Below are 24,554 nucleotides of genomic sequence, written 5' to 3' on the forward strand. Positions count from 1 at the left end.
AGATATGTTAACTTTAATTGGATACTAAAAGTATCCAATTTTTTTGAATGTTTAGTATAATTTTAATACATTTGATTAGTTTAAGTGTAAAATTGGAGGAATAATAATGAATTTATTTACAAGAAACGATATAAGAAATGTGGCAATAATTGCCCATGTAGATCACGGTAAAACCACATTGGTAGATGCATTACTTAAACAAAGTCATGTGTTTAGAGATAATGAAAAAGTTCAAGAGAGGGTTATGGACTCAAATGCCCTTGAAAAAGAAAGAGGTATAACTATACTTTCAAAGAATACTTCCGTTATGCACAATGGAATTAAGATAAATATTGTAGATACACCTGGACACGCTGATTTCGGTGGAGAAGTAGAACGTGTTCTTGAGATGGTAGACAGTGTACTTTTACTAGTAGATGCTTATGAAGGACCTATGCCTCAGACAAAATTTGTTTTGAAGAAGGCACTTGAATTAAAATTGAATCCAATAGTTGTTATAAATAAGATAGATAAGCCTAATGCAAGACCAAATGAAGTATTGGATGAAATATTTGATTTATTCGTAGAACTTGGTGCAAATGATGAACAACTTGATTTTCCTGTAGTATATTGCTCAGCTAAAGCTGGTTTTGCAAAATTGGAAATGGATGATGAATCTACAAATATGGACCCATTATTTGAAACTATAGTTAAAAATGTTTCAGCACCAGAGGGATACCTTGACATGCCACTTCAAATGTTAATTACTACTATAGATCATAATGAGTATGTAGGTAGAATTGGTGTTGGTAAAATAAAGAGAGGATCCATAAAGAAGAATCAGCAGGTAGCACTTATAAGAAGAGACGGAAAAATAGAAAATGTAAGAATATCAAATTTATTCCAATACAACGGGCTTAAGAAAGAAGAAACAGATGAAGCCAAACTTGGAGATATAGTGGCTGTTTCAGGAATTCCAGATATAAATATAGGAGAAACCATAGCTGATGCAGCAGAACCTGAGGCACTTCCATTTGTAGCGATAGATGAGCCTACCCTTAATATGTACTTTATAGCTAATGATTCACCTTTTGCAGGCCAGGATGGCGAATTTGTAACATCAAGACATTTAAGAGACAGACTATTTAAGGAATTGGAGACAAATGTATCTCTTAGAGTTGAAGAAACTGATTCGGCAGACTGCTTTAAGGTAAGTGGTAGAGGAGAACTTCATCTTTCAGTACTAATAGAAACTATGAGAAGAGAAGGATATGAACTTCAGGTTTCGAAACCAACAGTTATATACAAAGAAGAAAATGGAAAAAAGCTTGAACCTATTGAGTATCTTACTATAGATGTTCCGGAAGAGTTTATGGGAACTGTTATGGAGAAGCTTGGACCTAGAAAAGCTGATATGGTGAATATGACTTCAGCAGTTAATGGATATACAAGATTGGAATTCAGAATACCTGCAAGGGGACTTATAGGATTTAGAAGTGAATTCATGACTGATACAAAGGGAAATGGAATAATGAATCACGTACTTGATGGGTATGAGGAATATAAAGGTGATATACCTGAGAGAACTAAAGGATCTCTTGTAGCATTTGAAGCAGGAACATCAATAACTTATGGACTGTTTAATGCCCAGGAAAGAGGAGTACTTTTTATTGGACCCGGAGTTGATGTATATCAAGGTATGATAGTTGGAGAATGTTCAAGAGCTGATGATATAGATGTCAATGTATGTAAGAAAAAGCATCTTTCAAATACTAGATCTTCAGGAGCTGATGATTCACTTAAATTGGTACCAGTTACACCAATGAGTCTGGAAAATTCACTGGAATTTATATCATCTGATGAATTGGTTGAAGTTACTCCTAAAAATATAAGGTTGAGAAAGAAAATACTGAATGCTGATTTAAGAAAAAAAGCCATGAGAAGAAAATAATATATAATTGCTCAAAAATAGTGATTTGGAGGAAAAAATGAGTAGTGGTGTTAGTCTTGAATATATAGAGAATTATATAAAATCTTTAATTGGAGAAAGTTCAGGTATATTGAAGGAACTGGAGGATTATGCTAAAGAGAACTCTGTACCTATAGTACAAAAAGAGGTTGGAAATTTTTTAGATTTATTGATAAACATAAAGAAGCCTAAAAAGATACTTGAACTTGGAACTGCTATAGGATATTCTTCTATACTTATGAGTTTAAGTTCTAAAAATGATAGTAATATTACTACTATTGAGAGAAATACTGATATGGTAAATATAGCTAGACAAAATATAGAAAAGTATGGTTTCAAAAAAAACATAAATCTAATAGAAGGTGACTGTCTTGAGGTTCTTTCAAATTTGAGGGACAAATATGATATTATATTCATAGACGCAGGAAAAGGACATTACAATCATTTCTTACCGCATTGTTTAAGACTTCTCGAAGATAATGGAATAATAGTCTCAGATAATGCACTATTTAGAGGAATGGTAGCATCTGATAAATTAGTTGTCAGAAGAAAGATAACTATAGTTAAAAGAATGAGAAAATATTTAGAAATGGTATCTGACAATAAAAAATTTATAACCTCTGTTATACCAATGGGTGATGGAATTTCCATTACAGTTAGGAGAGATTGACATGAAAAAACCTGAACTTTTAGCTCCAGCAGGGAATATTGAAAAATTAAAAACTGCTGTAAATTTTGGGGCTGATGCAGTTTATCTTGGGGGAAGTAGGTTAAATTTGAGAGCATTTGCAGATAATTTCACAGATGAGCAACTTAAAGACGGAGTCGAATATGCACATTGTAGAAATAGAAGAGTTTACGTAACTGTAAATGTATTTCCACATAACGAGGATTTCGAAGGGCTTCCAGATTATCTAAAAAAACTACAGGAAATGAAAGTAGATGCCTTAATTGTATCTGATCCTGGAATAATAATGACTGCTAGAGAAATTATACCGGGTATGGAACTTCATTTAAGTACTCAAGCTAATAATGTAAACTGGAAGTCTGCTCAATTTTGGTACCAACAGGGAATAAAGAGGATTGTTGCGGCTCGAGAGTTGTCATTTGATGATATTCAAGTTATGAAATCAAATTTGCCAGAAGACTGTGAGATAGAGGCTTTTGTACATGGCTCTATGTGCATGTCCTACTCAGGAAGATGTGTTATATCAAATTATATGACTGGAAGGGATGCTAATAGAGGAGCGTGTGCTCAGCCATGTAGATATAAATATTATCTAATGGAGGAAAAGAGACCAGGAGAATATTTCCCGGTATTTGAAGATGACAAAGGTGCATATATATTAAATTCAAAGGATTTATGTATGATAGAACATATTCCAGAACTTATGAATTCTGGTATTGATTCTTTCAAAATAGAAGGACGGATGAAAAGTTCATATTATGTAGCTGCAGTAGTGAAATCCTATAGGCAGGCTATAGATACATACTTTAGTGATCCCAAAAATTATGTTTTTCAACAAAAATGGCTGGATAATCTAATGAAAGTAAGTCATAGAGTGTATTCTACAGGATTTTATTTTGGAAAACCGGATGCCCAGATATATGAAACATCTTCATATATAAGAGATTACGATATAGTTGGTATAGTTAAAGAATATGATAGAAAAAGTAGAGTTGCAGCTATAGAACAGAGAAATAAAGTATATGATGGAGACAAGGTTGAAATATTAAGCACTAGAGGAGATAACTTTTATATATATTTAAATGATATGAAGAATGACAGTGGTCAAAAAATAAACTCAGCACCTAGAGCCCAAATGATATTTACAATTAAGTCCGACAATGATTTAGAACCAGAAGATATGCTTATAAAAGCTAAAGGGAAAAATAAATAATTGTTTATGTGAATAAAATGCCTCATTTTGGACAGAAATTAGTCTAGGTGAGGTGTTTTTTATGTTTGAAATAGATAGAAATAGAATAAGTAAAAGACAATTAAAAATTTTTATAATAATTGCTGTTGTATTTTTCATTCTAGTATTTAAAGTAGTAAAAATTCAACATTTAGATTATGGTGAATTGAGTGTTATGGCTAATTCTCAATATTCATATAATGAAAATACAACAGATGCAAATTTTATGCTATTTGATTCAAATGGAAAGCAACTGTTGGATTATAATAAAAAGTATTATGCTGTTATATGTCCAGATATATTTGTAGGGGATAACGAGGATATAAAATCTGAAAAAATTCTCACCTTGATATATACTCTTAGAAATTATAATAAAGATTATGATCTTTCAAAAATTGGAACTCTGAAGACGAGTCAAAAATTGTATTATGAAATAGATGAAAGTACCTATAATAAGGTAAAAAATTTGAAGGGAATAAAAGGGTTCTATGCTTATAAATATACTCCTGTCAAAAAGGAGGGTGCGTGGAAACTTGAAAATTTACTTATAAACCCAAATAGAACTCAGGATGATTCCAAGAAGTCTAAGGATTCTATTGAGACACAGTTGTACGATAAAACTAAAGACAACAAAATATCTAAAATTGTTTTTCAAAAAGATGTAAACAATAATATAATAGGACAGACAAACAAGATAAATAAAAACAATATAAATGTAAGACTTACACTGGATAGAGGTATTCAAGATAATATAAAGACAATATTAGACAGCTATAGCAATAAAAAGTTTAGTCAGATTGGAGTAGTTCTGATGGAGGCAAACACTGGAGACATAAAAGCTATAGTACAAAAAGATGACAGCAAACCAAATGTGAATTTGGGAGTTTCTACAAACAATGGATTTTTTCCAGGTTCTATATTTAAAATTATTGTGGAAGAAGCAGGATTGGATGAAAATACAATATCACCTTTTGATAAATTTAAATGTACTGGAACTTATGAAAAGAAAGATGAATTGCGTTATGGAAGTATGACACCAGAAGAAGCTTTGACAGTTTCACGTAATGATATTTTTGCTCAAATAGGTACTAAAGTTGGCTTTAAGAGCTTTTTTAAAAATGCCAAAAGCCAAGGGTTATTTGATAAAGTATTGGATTTTGACGGTGAAAAGTCAGGAGCTTTTGAAGTAAAAGAACCTAAAACTTCTGATGGAAGCTTGGGATTGGCTTCTATAGGTCAAAATATAAGAATAACTCCAATTGAAGCAATAAGCATACCAAATACAGTAGTGAATTCAGGTATATATGTAAAACCCCACATAATTGATGCATATGTAGACAATAACAATAAAACATTGGAAAAATTAACATATAACAGCAATCAATTGCTGAAAAAGTCAACTGCAGATGAAATGAAAAAACAGATGATAAGTGTAGTAAAAAACGGTACGGGTATGGCAGCTAATTTAAAGGAGATTGAAATAGGTGGAAAAACTGGAAGTACTGAAAGAATGGAAGCTTCAGGTAAAGACAAATCAATAAAAGAGCATTCTGATGGTTGGTTCATAGGTTTCTTTAATATAGGTGGAAAAAATTATTCAATGGTAGTATTTGTTCAAGATATAAATAAAGATGATGAAAGTGGAGGAAATACAGCTGCACCTATTTTTAGAGATATAGTTTTAAATTTAAAACACAGTATGACAAAAAATTAATTATATATATGCACTTTTTTAAAAGCACCTTCATAATATATTAATAAGCACTATTAGGAGGAGCAGCTGTGTTTTTAACAAATTGCTTATTGGATATTATTAATAACATGTTATTTATGACTGCCTATGTTACAAATAACAATTCATTTCCACAACCTCTAAATAATGAGGAGGAAAAGCACTATTTAACAAAATTAAAAGAAGGGGACCTGTTAGCCAAAACTGTCTTAGTTGAGAGAAATTTAAGATTAGTGGCTCACATTGTAAAAAAATATTCTTATCCGGGGAAGGATATAGATGATTTAATTTCTATAGGAACAGTAGGTTTAATAAAAGCAATAGATTCATTTGATCAATCAAAAGGTACTAGACTTGCAACTTATGCGGCAAAGTGCATTGAGAATGAGATACTTATGCTAATAAGAAACAATAAGAAGATAAAAAGTGAAGTGTACCTTCAAGATCCTATAGGTATTGATAAAGAAGGCAATGAAATATCACTTATGGATGTTCTTGGAAGCGATGAGGATTCAATAGTTGAAATTGTAGACCACAAGATACAGGTAAGAAAATTATACTCAAAAATAAATACATGTCTTACAACTCGTGAAAAGTGTGTAGTAGAGATGAGATATGGACTTTCTGAAAGCAAGCCTAGGACTCAAAGAGAGATAGCAAAGTTGCTTGGAATATCGCGATCCTATGTATCTAGAATTGAAAAGAAGGCACTAAAAAAATTATATAAGGAGTTAAATTACGGTAAGAAGGGAAGTTAATATTCTTAAGATTAAAAAATATATAAAAATTTTTTAATATAATACGAATAATAATAGTGAAATGTATGATTAGCTGAAATATCTTTTGATATGTCTGAAAGGGGAAATAAAGTGGATTCACTAAAATATTTATTAAAAATTACTGTTGAAAAAAAAGCATCAGATTTACATTTAACTGTTGGTATACCACCAGTTATAAGAGTAAATGGAAAGTTGAATAGAGTAACAAATGAAAAATTAAAATCTGAAGATACAGAAAAATATGCAAAGGAGATACTTGAAGACAATTATGACAGTTATATTAAACATGGAGAATGTGATAGCTCATTTTCAGTATCCGGAATAGGAAGATTTAGGGTTAATGTATTTAAGCAAAGGGGAAGTACTGCAATTGCAATAAGGGTAGTAGGATTGAAAATACCAACTTTAAATGAGCTTAATTTTCCAAAAGTATTAAAAGAGCTTACATCATATAATAGAGGATTAGTTTTGGTAACAGGACCAACTGGATGTGGTAAAAGTACTACACTAGCCGCAATGATAAATGAAATTAATTCAACTAGATCAGCACATATAATAACTTTAGAAGATCCAATAGAATATTTGCATAAACACAATAAATCTATTATAAATCAAAGAGAAATAGGTAAAGATACATTTAGTTATTCGAGTGCATTAAGGGCTGTTCTTAGAGAGGATCCTGATATAATTTTAGTGGGAGAAATGAGGGATTTAGATACAATATCTATTGCTTTAACAGCAGCTGAAACTGGACATCTAGTATTTTCTACATTACATACCATAGGTGCGGCAAAAACAATAGATAGAATTATAGATGTATTTCCTCCTCATCAACAGCAGCAAGTAAAAATACAACTAGCTGCTGTTATACGGGGAATAATATCTCAGCAGCTTATAACTAGTGCAGATGGTCAAGAAAGAATTCCAGCTTTTGAAATAATGATATCAACTCCTGCTATAAAAAATATGATAAGGGAAGGCAAAACACATCAAATTGAATCATCTATGCAAACAGGAAGAAAATATGGTATGAAAACTATGGATATATGTCTGTCAGAATTATATAAAAAAGGTTTGATATCTTCTGAGGCAGCACTTGGATATGCAGTTGATAAGGAAATGTTAAAAAGGATGCTGTAAAATAATCCCCTAAATGTTTGCCAATTATTAAAATTTATATTATAGTAATTAATGAACATTTATGATAAAATAACAATAAAGTAAGGGGGATTAGAGTGAACATCTTTAAGGAAATAATTCATAATGCCTCTCGTATTTTAACTTATGGCGTTTACATAATATCATTATATTATTTATGTATATCTTTTTTTGGATTGTGGAAAAAGAAGGATGATAAAGAAGTTAAAGCAAAATTTAGTTTTGCACTTATTGTAGCTGCTCATAATGAGGAAATCGTAATCGATGGTATTGTAGAAAGCTTAAAGGCGCTTGATTATCCAAAAGAATTATATGATATTTTTGTAGTTGCGGATAATTGTACGGATAAGACTGCAAAAAAGGCAAGAGAAAAAGGTGCCATTGTATATGAGAGATTTAATAAAGATAAAAAAGGTAAAGGATATGCCTTGGAATGGATGTTTAACAAGTTATTTAAAATGAGAAAAAAATATTCCTCAGTTGCCATATTTGATGCAGATAATTTAGTACATAAGGATTTTCTAAAAGAAATGAATAAAAAATTATGTGAAGGATATAAAGTTGTACAGGGTTATTTGGATAGTAAGAATCCTCAGGATACGTGGATTACAGGTAGTTATTCTATTGCATTTTGGACTAATAATAGAATGTTTCAACTTGCCAAGAGTAATTTGGGACTATCTACCCAACTTGGAGGAACGGGATTTTGTATAGAGACAAATATGTTAAAAAAGCTAGGGTGGGGAGCTACTTGTCTTACAGAGGATCTAGAATTTACCTGTAAGCTTATACTTCATGGTTATAAAATAGGATGGGCACATAAGGCTATAGTATATGATGAAAAACCCCTTACATTAAGGCAATCATGGAGACAGAGAAAAAGATGGATGCAAGGATTTACTGATGTAGCAAGCAGATATTTTTTTAAATTATTGAAAAAAGGTGTAACAAGTTTTAGTTTTATACCTTTTGATTGTGCCTTATATAGTATTCAACCTATAGTTACAGTTTTGATAGGTATTTCAGCTATAAGTGGGTTAGTACAACACTTTATGGTTACGTATAATGTAATATCGAATTTTAATACTGTAGTGTATTCTATAAACATAAGCCTATTTACTATTTTAACCATAGTTGCTTCTATATTTCAATATGCATATACTCCTTTTGTATTAATTTTGGAAGAAAAATTAAGCTTTAAAATATTCCTATATTACATAATATATCCATTGTATGTATTATCATGGTTTCCAATTTCAATTCAGGGTATTTTGAATAAAAATAACAAGGAATGGAGTCATACAGTGCATACTAGAAGTGTAAAAATGAAGGATCTTAAAAAAGCTAATTAAGATTTAAGTGGATTTTAGGAAAAGGTCTTAACCTTTTCCTTTTACTATATATTGAATAATGTGCTTTGATTATATTTTAGATTTTATCAAAATATGATAAAATAATAAGAGGAAATTCTAATTCTTTGTTGAATATATATGTTTGATGGTTCTCTTACAGGGGGTAAATATTTGATGAGCGATTATATAATAGGAATAGATATTGGATCATTTAATATATGTGCAGCTGCAGGCAAATTAGATAAATACGGTAAAATGCAAATAATGGGAATTACATCTTCTGAGTGTAACGGAGTGAAAAAGGGAGTAGTAGTAGATATAGATAGTACTTCTGAGTCCATAAAAAAGTGTATATATGAATTAGAAAGAATGATAGATATAAAAATACAGGGAGCCTATATTGCACTTCCAGGTGGGTTAAGTGAACTTATGCAAAGTAAGGGCATAGTTGCTGTATCGTCAGAGGATGGAGAAGTAACGGAAAATGATGTAAAAAGAGTTTTAAAAGCAGCAAAAATTATCACAATTCCAAGCGATAAAGAGGTAATAGGGGTAATAGCACAACAATATATAATTGATGGTTATGATAAGATAAAAGATCCTATAGGTATGAGTGGCGTTAGGTTGGAAGTTGATGCACAAGTAATTTTGGCACAATCCACTATAGTGAATAATCTTTTTAAAAGTGTAAATAAAGCAGGAATTAAAGTAATGGGATTAGTTTTTGAACCTATGGCCATATCAAAGGTTGTATTAAAAGAAGAAGAGATTCAAAGAGGAGTTATACTTGTAGATATGGGTGCAGATTCGGTAAATATTTATGATTATGAAGGAGGAAAAATAAACGATATAAATACAATAGGATTAGGAGGAAATACTATAACAAATGATATTTCCGTATGCTTAAAGGTTCCAATATCTTGTGCAGAAAAACTAAAGAAAAAGTATGGGGCTGTTGGATATTTTAATAAAGACAAGTCGTCGAAAATAGAAGTCAACAGCGGATATAATGGTAAAACTCATATAGACTATAATATTCTTGTTGAAGTGATAGAAGCAAGGGTAGAAGAACTGTTGCTTATGATAAATAACAAGTTAAAATTTCTTAAAAATTATGAAAACATATCAGAAATAGTTATAGTTGGTGGTGGAATATCTCAAATAAAAGGTATAGAAGAATTTAGTAGAAAAATATTAGAGAAACCAGTTAGAATTGGTAGTCCAAATTATATAGGAGCATCTAGTCCAATATATGCTGTAGTTGCAGGTATTGTTGAAGATGCAGCTAGTTCAATGAAAGTTAAACATGAAAATAAGATTAATGAATATGAAGATAATAACAAGAAAAGCTATGAAAATTGGACAGAAGCAAGTACTAGGGAAAAAGAAAATTATGAAAATAGTGGGTTTGTATCAAAAATAAAAGAATTTTTTACAGACTTTTTCTAATAGGGAGGGTATTATTGTGCTAGATTTTGATGTTGATGTTCAACAATTTGCTCAAATAAAAGTAATAGGTTGTGGAGGCGGTGGAAACAACGCTGTAAACAGGATGATAACAGAGGGGCTGAAGAATGTAGAATTTATAGCTATAAATACAGATAAGCAGGCGTTAATGCTTTCACAAGCTTCTCAGAAAATACAGATAGGAGAAAAGCTTACTAAGGGTCTTGGAGCCGGGGCAAATCCTGAAATAGGACAAAAGGCTGCAGATGAGAGTAAGGATGAAATATCCCAGGCTATAAAAGGAGCAGATATGGTTTTTATAACTGCAGGTATGGGAGGAGGAACCGGTACTGGAGCTGCCCCTGTAATTGCTGAAACAGCTAAATCTATGGGCATACTTACAGTAGGTGTAGTTACAAAACCGTTTCCTTTTGAAGGAAGAAAAAGGATGATACATGCCGAAGAAGGAATAAATAACTTAAAGGATAGAGTAGATACTTTAGTTACTATTCCAAATGAAAGATTATTGTCTATAGTTGATAAAAAAACTACATTAATGGAGTCATTTAAATTTGCAGATGACGTATTAAAACAAGGTGTACAAGGTATATCAGATCTTATAACTATTCCTGGACTTGTAAACTTGGATTTTGCAGATGTTAGGACAATTATGATAGACAAAGGACTTGCTCACATGGGCGTAGGAAGAGGAAATGGCGATAATAGAGCTCAAGATGCTGCTAAGCAGGCCATATCCAGTCCTCTTCTTGAGACTTCAATAGTAGGAGCTACAGGAGTACTTTTAAACATAACAGGTGGTGCTGATCTGGGATTGCTTGAAATAAATGAGGCTGCAGAAATTGTACAAGATGCTGCAGATCCAGATGCTAATATTATATTTGGTGCAGTTATAGATGAAGACATAAAGGATGAAATAAGAATTACAGTGATAGCTACTGGGTTTGAAGAAGATAGAATTAAATCAAAAGCCAATGATAATTTAAAACAGGATTTAAATAGAAATAAATTTGAGAATAGATTAGATAATGATCGTATTAATAATAAAAACGAGGCAGCTGCCACATCTGAATATAGAGATCTTGATAATGAAGATCTTGAAATACCGGCATTTCTGAGAAGACAGAGAAAATAACAAAAAGCATGTATAGTGTAATAAACTGTACATGCTTTTTTTATTTGTCCATTTCTTATCTACCTTTCGCATAAATTTAAATACTATGGCATATTATAGAAAATAAAAATATTGTATATGATTATAAAATGACAAAATTTTGAAGATAATAAGTATATAATAAAAATAAATATTGGAAAGGATATAGGGGAGATGGTTTATATTGATTGTATTTCTTGATGTCTTAATTTTTATAAATATGGTGGTAAATTTTTTCCTGATGTATATAACAGCTAAAACTCTTAGGGTAAAAACTAAATTAAGATACATGTTCTTATCATCTTTTTTAGGTGCAGTTTATGTCATAACAATAATTTATCCACGTTTTGCAATGTTTTCTAGTCTGTTTTTTAAAATATTAATAGCATTTATATTAATATTAATAACCTTTAGAAATAAGAAAATTATTTTTAATTTTAAGGCTTTTTGCATATTTATAATGTATTCTATGCTTTTAGCTGGAATATGTATGTTCATCCAGTACAATACTAGTACATATAATTTATACGATTTTTCTTATAAATGGCTCTTAGGCTCTATTATGATTGTGTATATTTTAATTGATAGATTAGTTATATACATAAGAGATAGAAAAACGCTGACTACCTTGATTTTTAATATTGATATCATATTGAACAATGGCAGTAAAAAGGTGAAAGCGTTTTTAGATACAGGAAATGAATTAAAAGAGCCTGCTACCAATCTTCCGGTAATAATAGTTGAAAAATCAGTATTTTATAATACTAATATTGAAAATTATGATAAATTCTATATACCATACAGGGTTGTGAATGGAAAGCGAGGTAAATTAACTGGATTTAGACCAAAGGCAGTTAAAATAGATTTAGGGAGAGATACAGAGATAAGAGAAGCTATAATTGCATTTTGCGAGGACAAGCTAAGTGAATTCAGTGATTACCATGCATTATTACCTAGAGGAGTAATTTAGTAATAACTATTTGACAAAAAATAAGTTTGGACATTAGATATAGAATTAAAAACTATGATTAATTGGAGGAAAATTATGATTAAGCTAACTGTATTATTAAACAGGTGCATGTTAAAATTTAAAATTTTTGTAAAAAATTTATACTACATAGGAGGAAGCGAAGTACTTCCTCCACCACTTAGTAAAGAGGAAGAACAGGATTTGGTACTTAAATTGGTATCAGGAGATGAAAAAGTAAGATCCACATTAATTGAAAGAAATTTAAGACTAGTTGTTTATATAGCAAGGAAATTCGAAAATACTGGAGTCAATGTAGAAGATTTGATATCAGTGGGTACAATAGGATTAATAAAAGCAGTAAATACTTTTGATCCCAACAAAAAAATTAAATTGGCAACATATGCATCCAGATGTATAGAAAATGAAATATTGATGTATTTAAGAAGAAATAATAAAGTAAAAGCTGAAATATCTTTTTATGAGCCATTGAATGTAGATTGGGATGGAAATGAATTATTACTGTCTGATATACTTGGCACAGATAATGATATAGTTTATGATTTGATAGAAGATGAAGTAGACAAACAACTGTTAGTTATGGCAATGCAAAAATTAAATGAAAGAGAAAAGAAAATAGTTAATCTGAGATTTGGATTAAATGGGTATACTGAAAGAACTCAGAAGCAAGTAGCAGATATGCTTGGTATATCTCAGTCGTATATATCCAGATTAGAAAAGAGAATAATAAAAAGACTAAAAAAAGAAATAAATAAAATGTTATGAGCATGTCTTTAGTATAAAATATAGCATCTTAGTAAATACTTAAAATGCTATATATTCTAAAGGGGCTGATTGCATGATAATTAACAAGGTTGAAATTTGTGGCGTAAATACTTCAAAATTGCCAGTTCTAAAGGAAAAAGAGATGAAGGAACTTCTTATTAAGACAAGAAATGGAGATCTTAAAGCTAGAGAAAAATTTATAAAGGGAAATTTAAGACTTATCTTAAGTGTAATACAGAGATTTAACAATAGAGGTGAAAATGCAGATGACCTATTTCAGGTCGGATGTGTTGGTCTTATAAAAGCAATAGATAATTTTGATTTAAGTCAAAATGTAAAATTTTCTACTTATGCAGTTCCTATGATAATAGGTGAAATAAGAAGATATCTAAGAGATAACAATTCAATAAGAGTAAGTAGATCACTTAGAGATATAGCTTATAAGGCACTTCAAGCTAGAGATAAGCTTATAAAAGAGAATAATAAAGAACCTACTATATCACAAATATCCAAGGAATTGAATATGCCAAGGGAAGAAGTAGTATTTGCATTGGATGCAATTCAAGATCCAGTATCATTATTTGAACCCATATATAGAGATGGAGGAGATGCCATATATGTTATGGACCAAATAAGTGATACTAAGAATGTTGATGAAAATTGGCTTGAAGATATATCTATAAAAGAGGCAATGAAGAAGTTAAATGATAGGGAAAAACTTATATTGAATTTGCGTTTCTTCGATGGTAGGACGCAGATGGAAGTAGCAGATGAAATAGGAATATCTCAAGCTCAAGTATCCAGATTAGAAAAGACGGCATTGAGGCATATGAAAAAATATATATAATATATTTATATTGTAAGTAATATTAATGGGGGTTACATATAATATGGAGAATAATGAAAATAATATGGAAGAAGAGAATGTTTCATTATATTCATTGGCAAGTTTAATGGCCATGGAGATTATAGACATAAATACGGGAGCAAAACTAGGATTTATAAAAGACTTAAAGATAGATTGTGATGAAAATAGAATTATTTCTATAATATTGCCTTCACAGACATCTAAAATTAGTTTGTTTGGAAAAAGTGAAGACATAGAGATAGCTTGGGAGAATGTAAACAAGATAGGTATAGATGTACTTCTTGTAGATGGAAAAGATATTGTAAATGATTAAAGAATAAGCACAAGGATAATATTATTATTCTCCTTGTGCTTATTCTTTTTAATATATAAAAATGTTTTAATTTGCTATATGATGAAATTAATAAGAAAAAAGTGTATAATATATATAATTATAAAAGAAGGACGTGAAGAGAAGTGAAATGCCCTTATTGTGGTTATACAGATAGTAAAGTTATTGACTCAAGATCTACTGAGGACAGTAGAGCCATTAGAAGAAGAAGAGAATGTCTCGGCTGTAAAAAGAGATATACCACATATGAAAAAATTGAAGACTTGCCTATATTAGTTATAAAGAAAAATATGGATAGAGAATACTTTGACAGAAATAAAATATTAAATGGTCTTATAAAAGCATGTCAGAAAAGACCTGTTTCCAGAAAACAACTTGAGGGTATAGCAGATGACATTGAGAAAAAGATAAACAATAAAATGATAACCGAAATAAGTTCAACAGATATTGGAGAATTGGTCATGAGAAGTCTTAAGGAAATAGATGAGGTTTCATATGTAAGATTTGCATCTGTATATAGGCAATTTAAAGATATAAATACTTTTATGGAGGAGATAAGGAAGCTTATTTCAAAAGAATAAAATATATATAGGTGGATTTTTAATTATAATTTAACATAAACTAAACAATTTCTTTGTGATTAGTTGGTATAATAAAATTAATCCATTTTTATAATTAAAGGATAAGTATTGACAACTACTAGTTGCGGTTGTTGATACTTATTTTTTTCAAATTAAATAAAAATATTTTGTCTGTATTTATGCAAATTTAACATAAATACAATTTTATTTTAATACTAGAAACTTAAAATAAAATATATAAGATAAATAAGGGTCATATATTAAAATCAAAAGGGGAAATAAAAATGGACAGTAAATTAGCTACATGTAAAATAATAACTGATTTAAAAAATTTTAATATATTAATTGACTTTTTTATTGAAAATATACCATCTGAAATTGAAAAGTATAACTACATTAAGATAGTTAGTTCTTTTATTACTAATAACATACTTAGTTTTGATATCATATATTCCTGTTCAGATAAGATTATAAAAAGTATATTTGAAAATGTATTTAAAAATATAGTGAAACGAATAATATGCGATTCACCAGAATTTACAATTGAGATTCAAAATATCAGCTAGATAAAATGCACTATTATTTTACCTAGCTGATATCTTTTAGTTGTAATGGAAAAGGGTAGTTAATATATGGACTTAATAGGATTATTAATTATATTTAACAAATAATTATTAAGACAGTTGGTGTAGAAATGAATCTAAAATATAAATATGAACTGGAAAAAATATTAAAAAGTGAAAGTATCAATACTGTATTTCAACCTATCATATCTCTTGAAAACGGCTCTGTTATAGGTTATGAAGCTTTAAGTAGAGGACCGGAAGATTCACCTTTGCATTTACCAGAGAATCTTTTCTCAACTGCGGAAGAATGTGATAGAATATGGGAACTTGAATTATTATGTAGAGAAAAAGCTATTGAAAGGGCAAAGATGATAGATAAAGATAAATTACTTTTTATAAATGTAGATCCTAAAATATTTAAGGATGAAAGATTTAGAAAGGGATTTACTAGGGAGTTCTTAAAAAAACATAGATATGGGAACAGGATATTCAGGACTCAAGACACTAATGGAGACAAAACCCCACTACATTAAAATAGATATATCGTTTATAAGTGTAATAGATAAAGATGAATTTAAACAATAGCTTGTAAGGAATTTTGTGTCATTAGCACATTTTACAAATATGAAGATTATTGCAGAGGGAATTGAAACTGAAAAAGAGCTTCTAAAATTAATAAATCTTGGAGTTTCAACAGGTCAGGGATATTTACTTCAGAGACCATATAAAAAATTTCTTGATATATCTGAAGATATAAAGAAGAAGATAATCAAGTATAATAATATAAGGCAAAATCAACTCAAATCTGAAATAAGCTATATAGGTAATATTGTACAAAAAAATCCAACATTTTCTTTAACAGCCTCTAACAAACAGGTGAAAAAATTTTTTGAATTTTCAAGTGTTACAGGTGTATGCATTGTAAAGGATAATTATGCAGCATAATCTTGATTATATACTTGCTACTCAATATGGTAATTCCGTTTTTTTAAAACGTCCTGTATCATTGATTATGGATTCATCTCCATTAATATTCGATTACTACAATACTATAAGTAATGTATCCAAAATTGCAATGTCAAGGGATTCTAAAAGAATATATGACTATGTTATAGTTACAAAAGAAAATAAATACTGTGGAATTGTGACTATTAAAAATTTACTTGAGTATACTGTAAAATTTGAAAAAAATAATGCAAAAAATCTTAATCCTCTAACAGGACTTCCTGGAAATAAAATTATAAACACAACTCTTAATAATATTTTGAACTGTGACAGTAACTTTTTTTGGTTTACGCTGATTTAAATAATTTTAAAGTAATAAAAATGAGTAAGGAATATCAAAATGACGGAATCAAAATCAAATCCTATATAAAAAATTTTTATGTTCTTACTGATGATATAAATTCGTCACAGCAGCAAATTTCAAATGTAATTAGTGGTATTAATGATTCTGTTGGAAAATGTACAGATGCGGCAATAAATATACTTGACAATATGAATTTAATAGAACAGAAAAATGCAGATATATCTTTAGATACTGTTGAAAATGCCAATAATGCAAAAAAACTTATTGACATAGTAGATCAATTTAAAGTTAAAATTAAAATTAAATAAAAATATGAGGACAATAGCTTAACAATAAGCTATTGTCCTTTATAGTTAATTTAATGACTTTTGTTTTGAAGATCTTATAATAATTTCTGATGAGATAAATGAAACAAGTGGTACTGTAAAAATTATTGCCATACTTCCAGTTAATCCCTGGATTATTTCCAAGCTTACCATGTCCATGTTGATAAGTTGATTATAACTGACATTGTAGGAATAAATTATTATAATCATGGTAAGAGATGCTCCTGCAAAGGCTAAAATCAAGGTATTTGCCATAGTACCCATCATATCTCTTCCTACATTCATTCCTGATCTGAATAGTTCTTTTTTATTCATACCGGGATTAGACATATATATCTCCTGTATGGAAGAAGCAATTGATATGCTTAGATCCATTACAGCTCCTAAAGACGCTATTAGAATTCCTGCGGCCAATAATTCATGTACCTTCATACCAGATACATTCGAAATCATATTCAAGCTTTCTACATCAGTTAAATTGAGTCCTGACAAGTGAGAAAAATGTCCTAAGATGGCTTCAATTATACCTGCAATTATAACTCCGGATATAGTGCCCAATATAGCTGATAAAGTTTTTGCACTCCAGTTATTTAATAAAAACAGTGAAACACAACTTGTTATAATTATTATAAGTATTGCAGCGAAAATTGGAGAGTATCCTCTATATAGCATAGGAACAAATAAAAATATTATACATGCTAAAGTAAAAACAAGACCGATAACAGACCTAAATCCTTTCTTACCACCTATTATACAAAGAGCGGCAAAGAAAATGAATATAAATATATATTGTGTTTTGGCTCTATAGTAATTATATATTGATACACTATAGCTGCCTCCATTAGCTGTAGATATTTCTGATACTATTTTCATATTTGGTTTTAAATATACATTGTGTGTATCACTTAAATAATTTGTTACATTTTTGATTTCACCTTTATGCTCTCCTGTAAGAATTTTAATTTGAGATTGTTGGGTGCCAAAATATGTATTTTTAGATTGCTTGAATTGTTTTAAAGATATGTTTTTTACTGATAATACTTGTGCTTTTTCATACTTCACATAGGATTTCCCATTTTGTTTGTTGTATGTTACAGGATGGCTTACATTAAAGTGGTATAAAAAAATGCCAAATAGCAGTGCAGCTATTACAAAAATTGATATTTGAAATATTTTTGAAGATTTAATCATGATATTCCTCCGTTTTATATTTATATATTTTTTAATTTTATAATAGCAATGCAAGGTAGTGATAAAGATTGTGTAAAATTTAAGTTAAATACAAAAATGTTATTATTGTTTTACATGAATTTTACATGAACAAGACAGAAGAAATAAATAAGTGGTGATAAAATGCGTATTGTATGCAATTAATAAATGTTAACCAAATCATATAAGGGGGAAAGTTCATGAATCAGCATCTTAAAAAATTGGTATCAAAAACAGCATCATTCATGCTGTGCTTTTTAGTTGTGTCTTCAGGTCTTATGGTTCCAATGTCTGCCAGAGCAGCTGAAAATACAGAAAAAAGTCAATCAGTTACATTAGAAGGAACTAATCCAGATATAAAGGATATAACCTTTGCACCTGGAGCAGACCAGTCACAGCTAAACTTTGCATGGTATTCAAAGAGTACATCAGATCCACAGGTACAAGTTGCATTAAAATCTGACATGACCGGAAGTACTTTTCCAGAAGACAAGGCAAAGACTTTCAAAGGACAGAAGTCAGAAGGAAATGATGGATACACTTCAAACAAGGTAACAGTAACAGGATTAAAACAGGCTACAGCATATGTATACAGAGTAGGTGACGGAACTAACTGGAGTTCAGTTGACAACTATACTACACAGGATATATCCAAAGGGATCAATTTCCTATTTGCAGGAGATCCACAGATTGGTGCCAGTGGTGATATAGCTAAAGATGGAGACGGCTGGGTAGATACATTAAATAAAGCTTTAGCTAAATTCACAAATACAGATTTTATAATGTCAATAGGAGATCAGGTAAACAACGGTAAGGAATCCAAGGATGAAAATGGATCAGTTAAAAATGAAGGAGAATATGATCAGTTCTTCAAACCTTCCCAAGTTAAAAACACACCTCTTGTAACAATTGCAGGTAACCACGAGGGATATGGCCCTGGACATAGTACACATTTTAATTACCCTAATATGTCCGATAAATATGGTATATTCAGCAACAATGGATTTGAATCAGACAAGAGTAATGGAACTACTGGAAATGACTACTATTATGTTTATGGAAATACACTATTTATGATGCTGAACAGTAATGATATAAATGCAGAAGACCACAAAGCATTTATGCAGCAGGCAATAGCAGCAAATCCAAATGTAAAATGGAAGATAGTAGGAATGCATCATTCAATCTACAGTTCTGCAAATCATGAAAAAGATGATGATATAGCTCAAAGAAGACTTACACATCCGGAAGTTTTTGAGGAACTTGGAATAGATGTAGTATTGGATGGACATGACCACTGTTATACGAGAAGTAATCAGATGTTAGGTGGAAAAGCAGTTAGTGTTGAAGATTCAAAGGATGGAAAAGTTACAAATCCAGAAGGAATCCTTTATGTAACAGCAAACTCAGCAAGTGGAAGTAAGTACTATGAAATAAAGGAACCCGACCAGAAAAACTACTATGAAGCTGTAAAATGGCAGGATCACGTTCCAACATTTTCAAATGTAAGTATAGATGATAATAACTTTAAAATTACAACATATAGAACTGATAATATGGAAGTTGTTGATACCTATACTATAACCAAGACAGAATCACCTAAACAGGTAAGATTGGGTGGACAAAATAGATACGAGACTTCAGCAAAAATATCACAAAATAAATGGACTAGTGCTGATTCAGCAGTAGTGGTTTCTGGAGAAGCATTTGCTGATGCACTTAGTGCAGCACCTTTTGCAAAACAGATAAATGCACCAATATTATTAACTTCAAGCAACTCACTTGATAATAATACATCATCAGAACTTTCAAGATTAAAAGTTAAAAACGTATATATAATTGGAGGTACTGGAGTTGTATCAAGTTCAGTAGAAAATGCTGTAAAGAAAATGAAAATAAATGTACAGAGAATATCGGGATCAGATAGATATGCTACTTCACTTGAAGTTGCTAAAAAGATAAGCAAACCTGAACAAATATTCATAGCTTCAGGACAAGGCTTTGCAGATGGGCTATCAATATCATCCTATGCAGCTTCATCGGGAAGTCCGGTACTCTTGATAAATGGAAATAAGCTAACTAATGCTACTTTGCAATATGTAAAAGACAATAGTAGTAAAATGTATGTAGTTGGTGGAACTGGAGTTGTAAGTGACAGTGTAGTTAAGACTCTAGGAGCTGCAAGAATATCAGGAAAAGATAGATATACTACAAATCTTGCTGTATTAAATAAATTTAATGATAAATACAATTTATCAAATATTTATATTTCATCAGGAAATGATTTTGCAGATGCTCTCTGTGGATCTTCTGCAGCAGGCAAGGAAAAGGCACCAATCATACTACTCAATAGAGATGGTAATTCAAATGATTTAAAAACTTATATTAAATCAGGATTAGCAACTGTAAATCAAATCTATATTCTCGGTGGAGAAGGTGTAGTATCTCAAAATACTGTTGATAAACTTCTGCAATAAAAAATCAATTTAATAAAGGGTATTTACCCTATAAGCAGGTATAGTAAACAAGCTATACTTACTTATAGGGTTTTTATATTATATTTTCTATGTTAAATTTAAGTTAACAAATTTAAATTATATATATAAAGTGTAATTCATAAATAAATAATGTTAAAATATTGATTGAAGTATTAATTAATCATAAATTTTGGAGGATAAAGATGGAAAATATTTTAATCGAGGGATATGAATTTATAAAAATAGATTTAGGTGGAGCAACGGCTGTATTTTCAACGGCTAAAAATAATTTAGACTTTAATAAGGCAACAGTTTCAGGTAGAAGAAATATGGAAAATTTAAAAAAGTGGTTTAAATTAAAAAATGTAGGATATTTAAGCCAGGTTCATGGAGATAAATTGATTATCTATAAAAATAAAATAGAAGATGCAGATGGAATATTTACCGGAGAATCTAATATAGCAGTGGGTGTATTTAATGCAGATTGTGTTCCAATTCTTTTGTATGACAAGGAGAAAGGTATAATTGCTGCCGTACACAGTGGTTGGAGAGGAACATATAATCTTATACTTTCTAAAGCCATTGAAAAATTAGAAAGAGAATATAAAAGTAATGTTGAGAATATTAAGGTGTACATTGGACCACATATAGGGGTATGTTGTTATACTGTTGGTGAGGAATTAATTGCTAAATTTAAAAATTCAATGTTTTATAAAGATAAAGATATATTTGTTAATAATAATTTAGATTTGAAGAAATGTTTATTGTATCAATTAAAAGATAAAGGAATTAAAGATAGAAATATAAATTGCCTAGATATATGCACATCTTGTAGCAGTGAATATAAACTACATTCTTATAGAAAAAACAAAAAATGTGGCAGACAATTTTCATTCCTATATTTGAATTAGATTATACACGCAAAATAAATTTTTTGAGCTGATATAAATGGAGGTATATTATGTCACAAGATAAAATATTAATAGTAGATGATGAAGAACATATATGTGAGTTAATCAAATTTAATCTCGAGAATAATGGATATAAAACTATAATATCCCACAATGGAGTGGATGCAATATCAAAAGTGGAAAAAGATATGCCTAATTTGATATTACTTGATTTAATGTTGCCAGGGATGGATGGATATGATGTGTGTAAAGAAATAAAAAGAAATCCTAATTTATTCTCTATTCCTATTATAATGATAACTGCTAAGGGAGAAGAATTTGATAAAGTACTGGGATTAGAACTTGGAGCGGATGATTATGTTACTAAACCATTTTCTGTAAGAGAATTGTTAGCCAGGGTGAAAGCAGTACTTAGAAGAACTACAGTGAAAGAAATAAATAAAAGTTATGCTTTTGATAACATAAATATAAATTTTGAAAAACATGAAGTATTGAAAAATAGTGAAAAGATAGAATTAACTCTTAAAGAATTTGAACTTTTGCAAATTCTTATAAAAAATAAAGGAAGAGTTATGACACGAGACTTTCTTTTGGATAAAGTATGGGGTTATGAATATGTAGGTGAGACAAGAACTGTAGATGTTCATATAAGACATATAAGACAGAAAATTGAAGATGATGATAAAAACCCTAAATATATTGAAACTATTCGAGGAATAGGATATAGATTTAATTCTGAAAATTAGTGGTGATTTTATGAAAAAAAAATTAATGATATATATGCTTGGAACACTTGTAACTAGTCTTATTATAATGACTATCTTGTTTATAATAATTCAAAATCATGAATATGTAGAAAACATGAAACGCACTTTGAAAATAAACAATCAAATTATAATAAATACTCTTGAAATGAAAGACGATAAAGATAAAAGTGAATTTTTAAAAAATAATTTTAAAAATGGAATTATAAGGGATACATATATAAATAGAAATGGTAAGGTAATAAGTGATTCAGTAGCACATGAACAATATATGGAGAACCATAATTCAAGAAAAGAAATAGAAGAAGCCAGAAAAAATGGAATTGGATATGACATAAGAATAAGTGTAACTACAAAAAAAAATACACTCTATTTTGCAACTAGGATGAAAGATGGATATATAGTTAGAAGTTCTATGACAATGCAGGTAGTAAAAGGATTTGAAAATGCATATCTTAAATACTACATTATAATAATGATGCTTTCTATAGGTATATCTATTCTACTTTTAAATAAGTTTTCTAAATCTATAGTTGGACCTGTCAAGAAACTTCAAAAAATAACTTTTGATATGGCTAATGGTCAATTAGATAGGAGAGTCAATATAAGAAGTAAAGATGAAATCGGAAAATTGGCTAATACTTTTAATAATATGGCAGATAAACTTGAATTAATATTAAATGATTTTGCATCCCAGAATAACCAACTTGAGGCTATATTGAAAAGTATGGATAGTGGAGTTATTGCAGTGGATACTAATAATAAAATAATAATGATTAATCCATACGCTAAAGATATGTTTAGAATAAATAGAGATATAATCGGAGAAAATTTAATGGACAGTATAAGAGATTTTGAATTAGAAGATATATTTAAATATGACGATACAGATTATAGAGAAATAAAAATATTGTGGCCAAAAGAAAGAAATTTGAGGGTGAAAACTGCCAATATAATAAACGGAGATCATAATAGAATTGGTACAGTAGCGGTAGTTCAGGATATAACAGATATTAAGAAGCTGGAAAACATGAGATCTCAATTTGTAGCTAATGTTTCTCATGAATTGAAAACGCCATTGACTTCCATAAGAGGTTTTTCTGAAACACTAAGATATGTGAAAGATGATAAGAATAAAAATAAGTTTTTAAATATAATAGATGATGAGGCCAATAGATTAACAAGACTTATAGATGATATTTTAACACTTTCCAATATAGAGAACAATAAAGAAGTTGTAAAAGATAGAATTGATATAAATTCTGTAATAAGAGATGTATGTTATCTTATGTCGAGTTCTGCTAAGAAGAAAGACATACATATAGAAACTAATATTTCAGAAGTACCTGATATTTATGGAGATAAAGACAGATTTAAACAGATGATAATAAACCTTATAGATAATGCAATTAAATATTCTGATAATGGTGGTAGAGTAAAAATAGGTACAAAATTTGATGCGAATAAGTCCATAATATGGGTAGAGGACAATGGAGTTGGAATATCTGAAGAACATAAACAGAGATTGTTTGAAAGATTTTATAGAGTAGACAAAGCTAGGTCAAGAAGTCAAGGTGGTACAGGACTAGGACTTGCTATAGTTAAACATATTGTAATTTCTTTTAATGGAAAAATAAAAGTTGAAAGTAAGATTGGAGTAGGCAGTAAATTTATTGTGCAAATTCCAGTAAATTAATAATTTTAATACAACGCTAGCTTAACTTAAAGCTAGCGTTAGTTTTTTCATCAAAAATTTAAAATAAAAGATAACTTTAAATAGAAATAATCTTTTATACTCATAAAGATGAATGGCTAAAACACTCACCTCATAGAAGTATACAGACTTTTTGGGAAGAGTCAAGCCCCTGCCATTGTTAAATTTAATTAACATAGCAATAATAAATCATTAACTTTTGTGTAATAATATTATATATGTACTAACTATGGTTATAAA

At 29.7% G+C, this 24,554-nt stretch carries 24 protein-coding genes; 23 read left to right on the forward strand and 1 reads right to left on the reverse strand.

Annotated features, from left to right (window positions below; translation table 11 throughout):
- The first annotated feature begins 106 nt into the window (after positions 1-106).
- The 19 genes from typA (at position 107) to J418_RS0102415 (ending at position 17,221) form a co-directional block, all read left to right on the forward strand.
- Positions 107-1,930 (forward strand): translational GTPase TypA, encoded by a 1,824-nt coding sequence (gene typA, locus J418_RS0102325; RefSeq protein WP_017750707.1) that lies wholly within the window; start codon positions 107-109, stop codon positions 1,928-1,930.
- Between the two features lie 37 nt (positions 1,931-1,967).
- Positions 1,968-2,618: an O-methyltransferase gene (locus J418_RS0102330; RefSeq protein ID WP_017894711.1), complete on the forward strand. Its 651-nt coding sequence runs from the start codon at positions 1,968-1,970 to the stop codon at positions 2,616-2,618.
- Between the two features lies 1 nt (position 2,619).
- Positions 2,620-3,849, forward strand: a complete 1,230-nt coding sequence (locus J418_RS0102335) for a peptidase U32 family protein (protein WP_017894712.1) — start codon at positions 2,620-2,622, stop codon at positions 3,847-3,849.
- Positions 3,850-3,910: 61 nt separating this feature from the next.
- Complete coding sequence (locus tag J418_RS0102340) at positions 3,911-5,581, forward strand: penicillin-binding transpeptidase domain-containing protein (protein WP_017894713.1); 1,671 nt, start codon at positions 3,911-3,913, stop codon at positions 5,579-5,581.
- A gap of 68 nt (positions 5,582-5,649) precedes the next feature.
- Complete coding sequence (gene sigK, locus J418_RS0102345) at positions 5,650-6,357, forward strand: RNA polymerase sporulation sigma factor SigK (protein ID WP_017750703.1); 708 nt, start codon at positions 5,650-5,652, stop codon at positions 6,355-6,357.
- 111 nt (positions 6,358-6,468) lie between these two features.
- The gene (locus J418_RS0102350) at positions 6,469-7,518 is read left to right on the forward strand and encodes a type IV pilus twitching motility protein PilT (protein ID WP_017894714.1); all 1,050 of its coding nucleotides are present in this window, start codon (positions 6,469-6,471) and stop codon (positions 7,516-7,518) included.
- Positions 7,519-7,613: 95 nt separating this feature from the next.
- Positions 7,614-8,888, forward strand: a complete 1,275-nt coding sequence (locus J418_RS0102355; protein WP_017750701.1) for a glycosyltransferase family 2 protein — start codon at positions 7,614-7,616, stop codon at positions 8,886-8,888.
- Between the two features lie 174 nt (positions 8,889-9,062).
- Entirely contained in the window at positions 9,063-10,337 is a 1,275-nt protein-coding gene (ftsA, locus tag J418_RS0102360) for a cell division protein FtsA (protein ID WP_017894715.1), read from the forward strand.
- 16 nt (positions 10,338-10,353) lie between these two features.
- Positions 10,354-11,487, forward strand: a complete 1,134-nt coding sequence (ftsZ, locus tag J418_RS0102365; RefSeq protein WP_017750699.1) for a cell division protein FtsZ — start codon at positions 10,354-10,356, stop codon at positions 11,485-11,487.
- Positions 11,488-11,689: 202 nt separating this feature from the next.
- Positions 11,690-12,475 (forward strand): sigma-E processing peptidase SpoIIGA, encoded by a 786-nt coding sequence (gene spoIIGA, locus J418_RS0102370; RefSeq protein WP_017750698.1) that lies wholly within the window; start codon positions 11,690-11,692, stop codon positions 12,473-12,475.
- A 75-nt stretch (positions 12,476-12,550) separates the two neighbouring features.
- Positions 12,551-13,258, forward strand: a complete 708-nt coding sequence (sigE, locus tag J418_RS0102375; protein ID WP_017750697.1) for an RNA polymerase sporulation sigma factor SigE — start codon at positions 12,551-12,553, stop codon at positions 13,256-13,258.
- Between the two features lie 73 nt (positions 13,259-13,331).
- The gene (gene sigG / locus J418_RS0102380; protein ID WP_017750696.1) at positions 13,332-14,105 is read left to right on the forward strand and encodes an RNA polymerase sporulation sigma factor SigG; all 774 of its coding nucleotides are present in this window, start codon (positions 13,332-13,334) and stop codon (positions 14,103-14,105) included.
- A 43-nt stretch (positions 14,106-14,148) separates the two neighbouring features.
- The gene (locus J418_RS0102385) at positions 14,149-14,439 is read left to right on the forward strand and encodes a YlmC/YmxH family sporulation protein (RefSeq protein WP_017750695.1); all 291 of its coding nucleotides are present in this window, start codon (positions 14,149-14,151) and stop codon (positions 14,437-14,439) included.
- A 143-nt stretch (positions 14,440-14,582) separates the two neighbouring features.
- Entirely contained in the window at positions 14,583-15,038 is a 456-nt protein-coding gene (nrdR, locus tag J418_RS0102390) for a transcriptional regulator NrdR (protein WP_017750694.1), read from the forward strand.
- Positions 15,039-15,322: 284 nt separating this feature from the next.
- Positions 15,323-15,604, forward strand: a complete 282-nt coding sequence (locus J418_RS0102395; protein ID WP_017894716.1) for a hypothetical protein — start codon at positions 15,323-15,325, stop codon at positions 15,602-15,604.
- Between the two features lie 128 nt (positions 15,605-15,732).
- Positions 15,733-16,137, forward strand: coding sequence for an EAL domain-containing protein (locus tag J418_RS15850; RefSeq protein WP_023625191.1), 405 nt, complete (start codon positions 15,733-15,735; stop codon positions 16,135-16,137).
- A gap of 67 nt (positions 16,138-16,204) precedes the next feature.
- Entirely contained in the window at positions 16,205-16,549 is a 345-nt protein-coding gene (locus J418_RS15855) for an EAL domain-containing protein (protein ID WP_023625192.1), read from the forward strand.
- Positions 16,539-16,910, forward strand: a complete 372-nt coding sequence (locus J418_RS15860) for a CBS domain-containing protein (protein WP_023625193.1) — start codon at positions 16,539-16,541, stop codon at positions 16,908-16,910. The genes J418_RS15855 and J418_RS15860 overlap by 11 nt, the downstream gene beginning before the upstream one ends.
- A 20-nt stretch (positions 16,911-16,930) precedes the next feature.
- Complete coding sequence (locus J418_RS0102415) at positions 16,931-17,221, forward strand: hypothetical protein (protein ID WP_020381123.1); 291 nt, start codon at positions 16,931-16,933, stop codon at positions 17,219-17,221.
- 45 nt (positions 17,222-17,266) lie between these two features.
- Here J418_RS0102415 and J418_RS0102420 read toward each other — a convergent pair whose 3' ends face one another.
- Positions 17,267-18,430, reverse strand: coding sequence for a YibE/F family protein (locus J418_RS0102420; protein WP_017894718.1), 1,164 nt, complete (start codon positions 18,428-18,430; stop codon positions 17,267-17,269).
- Between the two features lie 218 nt (positions 18,431-18,648).
- Between J418_RS0102420 and J418_RS0102425 the strand changes: the two genes are divergently transcribed.
- From J418_RS0102425 to pnpS, 4 genes are all read left to right on the forward strand, one after another.
- The gene (locus J418_RS0102425) at positions 18,649-20,925 is read left to right on the forward strand and encodes a cell wall-binding repeat-containing protein (protein ID WP_017894719.1); all 2,277 of its coding nucleotides are present in this window, start codon (positions 18,649-18,651) and stop codon (positions 20,923-20,925) included.
- 203 nt (positions 20,926-21,128) lie between these two features.
- Positions 21,129-21,836 (forward strand): peptidoglycan editing factor PgeF, encoded by a 708-nt coding sequence (gene pgeF, locus J418_RS0102430; RefSeq protein ID WP_017894720.1) that lies wholly within the window; start codon positions 21,129-21,131, stop codon positions 21,834-21,836.
- 50 nt (positions 21,837-21,886) lie between these two features.
- Positions 21,887-22,582 carry a response regulator transcription factor gene (locus J418_RS0102435; protein WP_017750688.1) on the forward strand — a complete coding sequence of 232 codons (696 nt, stop codon included), beginning with the start codon at positions 21,887-21,889 and terminating at the stop codon, positions 22,580-22,582.
- A gap of 10 nt (positions 22,583-22,592) precedes the next feature.
- The gene (pnpS, locus tag J418_RS0102440; protein WP_017894721.1) at positions 22,593-24,296 is read left to right on the forward strand and encodes a two-component system histidine kinase PnpS; all 1,704 of its coding nucleotides are present in this window, start codon (positions 22,593-22,595) and stop codon (positions 24,294-24,296) included.
- Positions 24,297-24,554: the final 258 nt, after the last annotated feature.

This window comes from Clostridium tyrobutyricum DSM 2637 = ATCC 25755 = JCM 11008, assembly GCF_000359585.1.
GTDB classification, from domain to species: domain Bacteria; phylum Bacillota; class Clostridia; order Clostridiales; family Clostridiaceae; genus Clostridium_B; species Clostridium_B tyrobutyricum.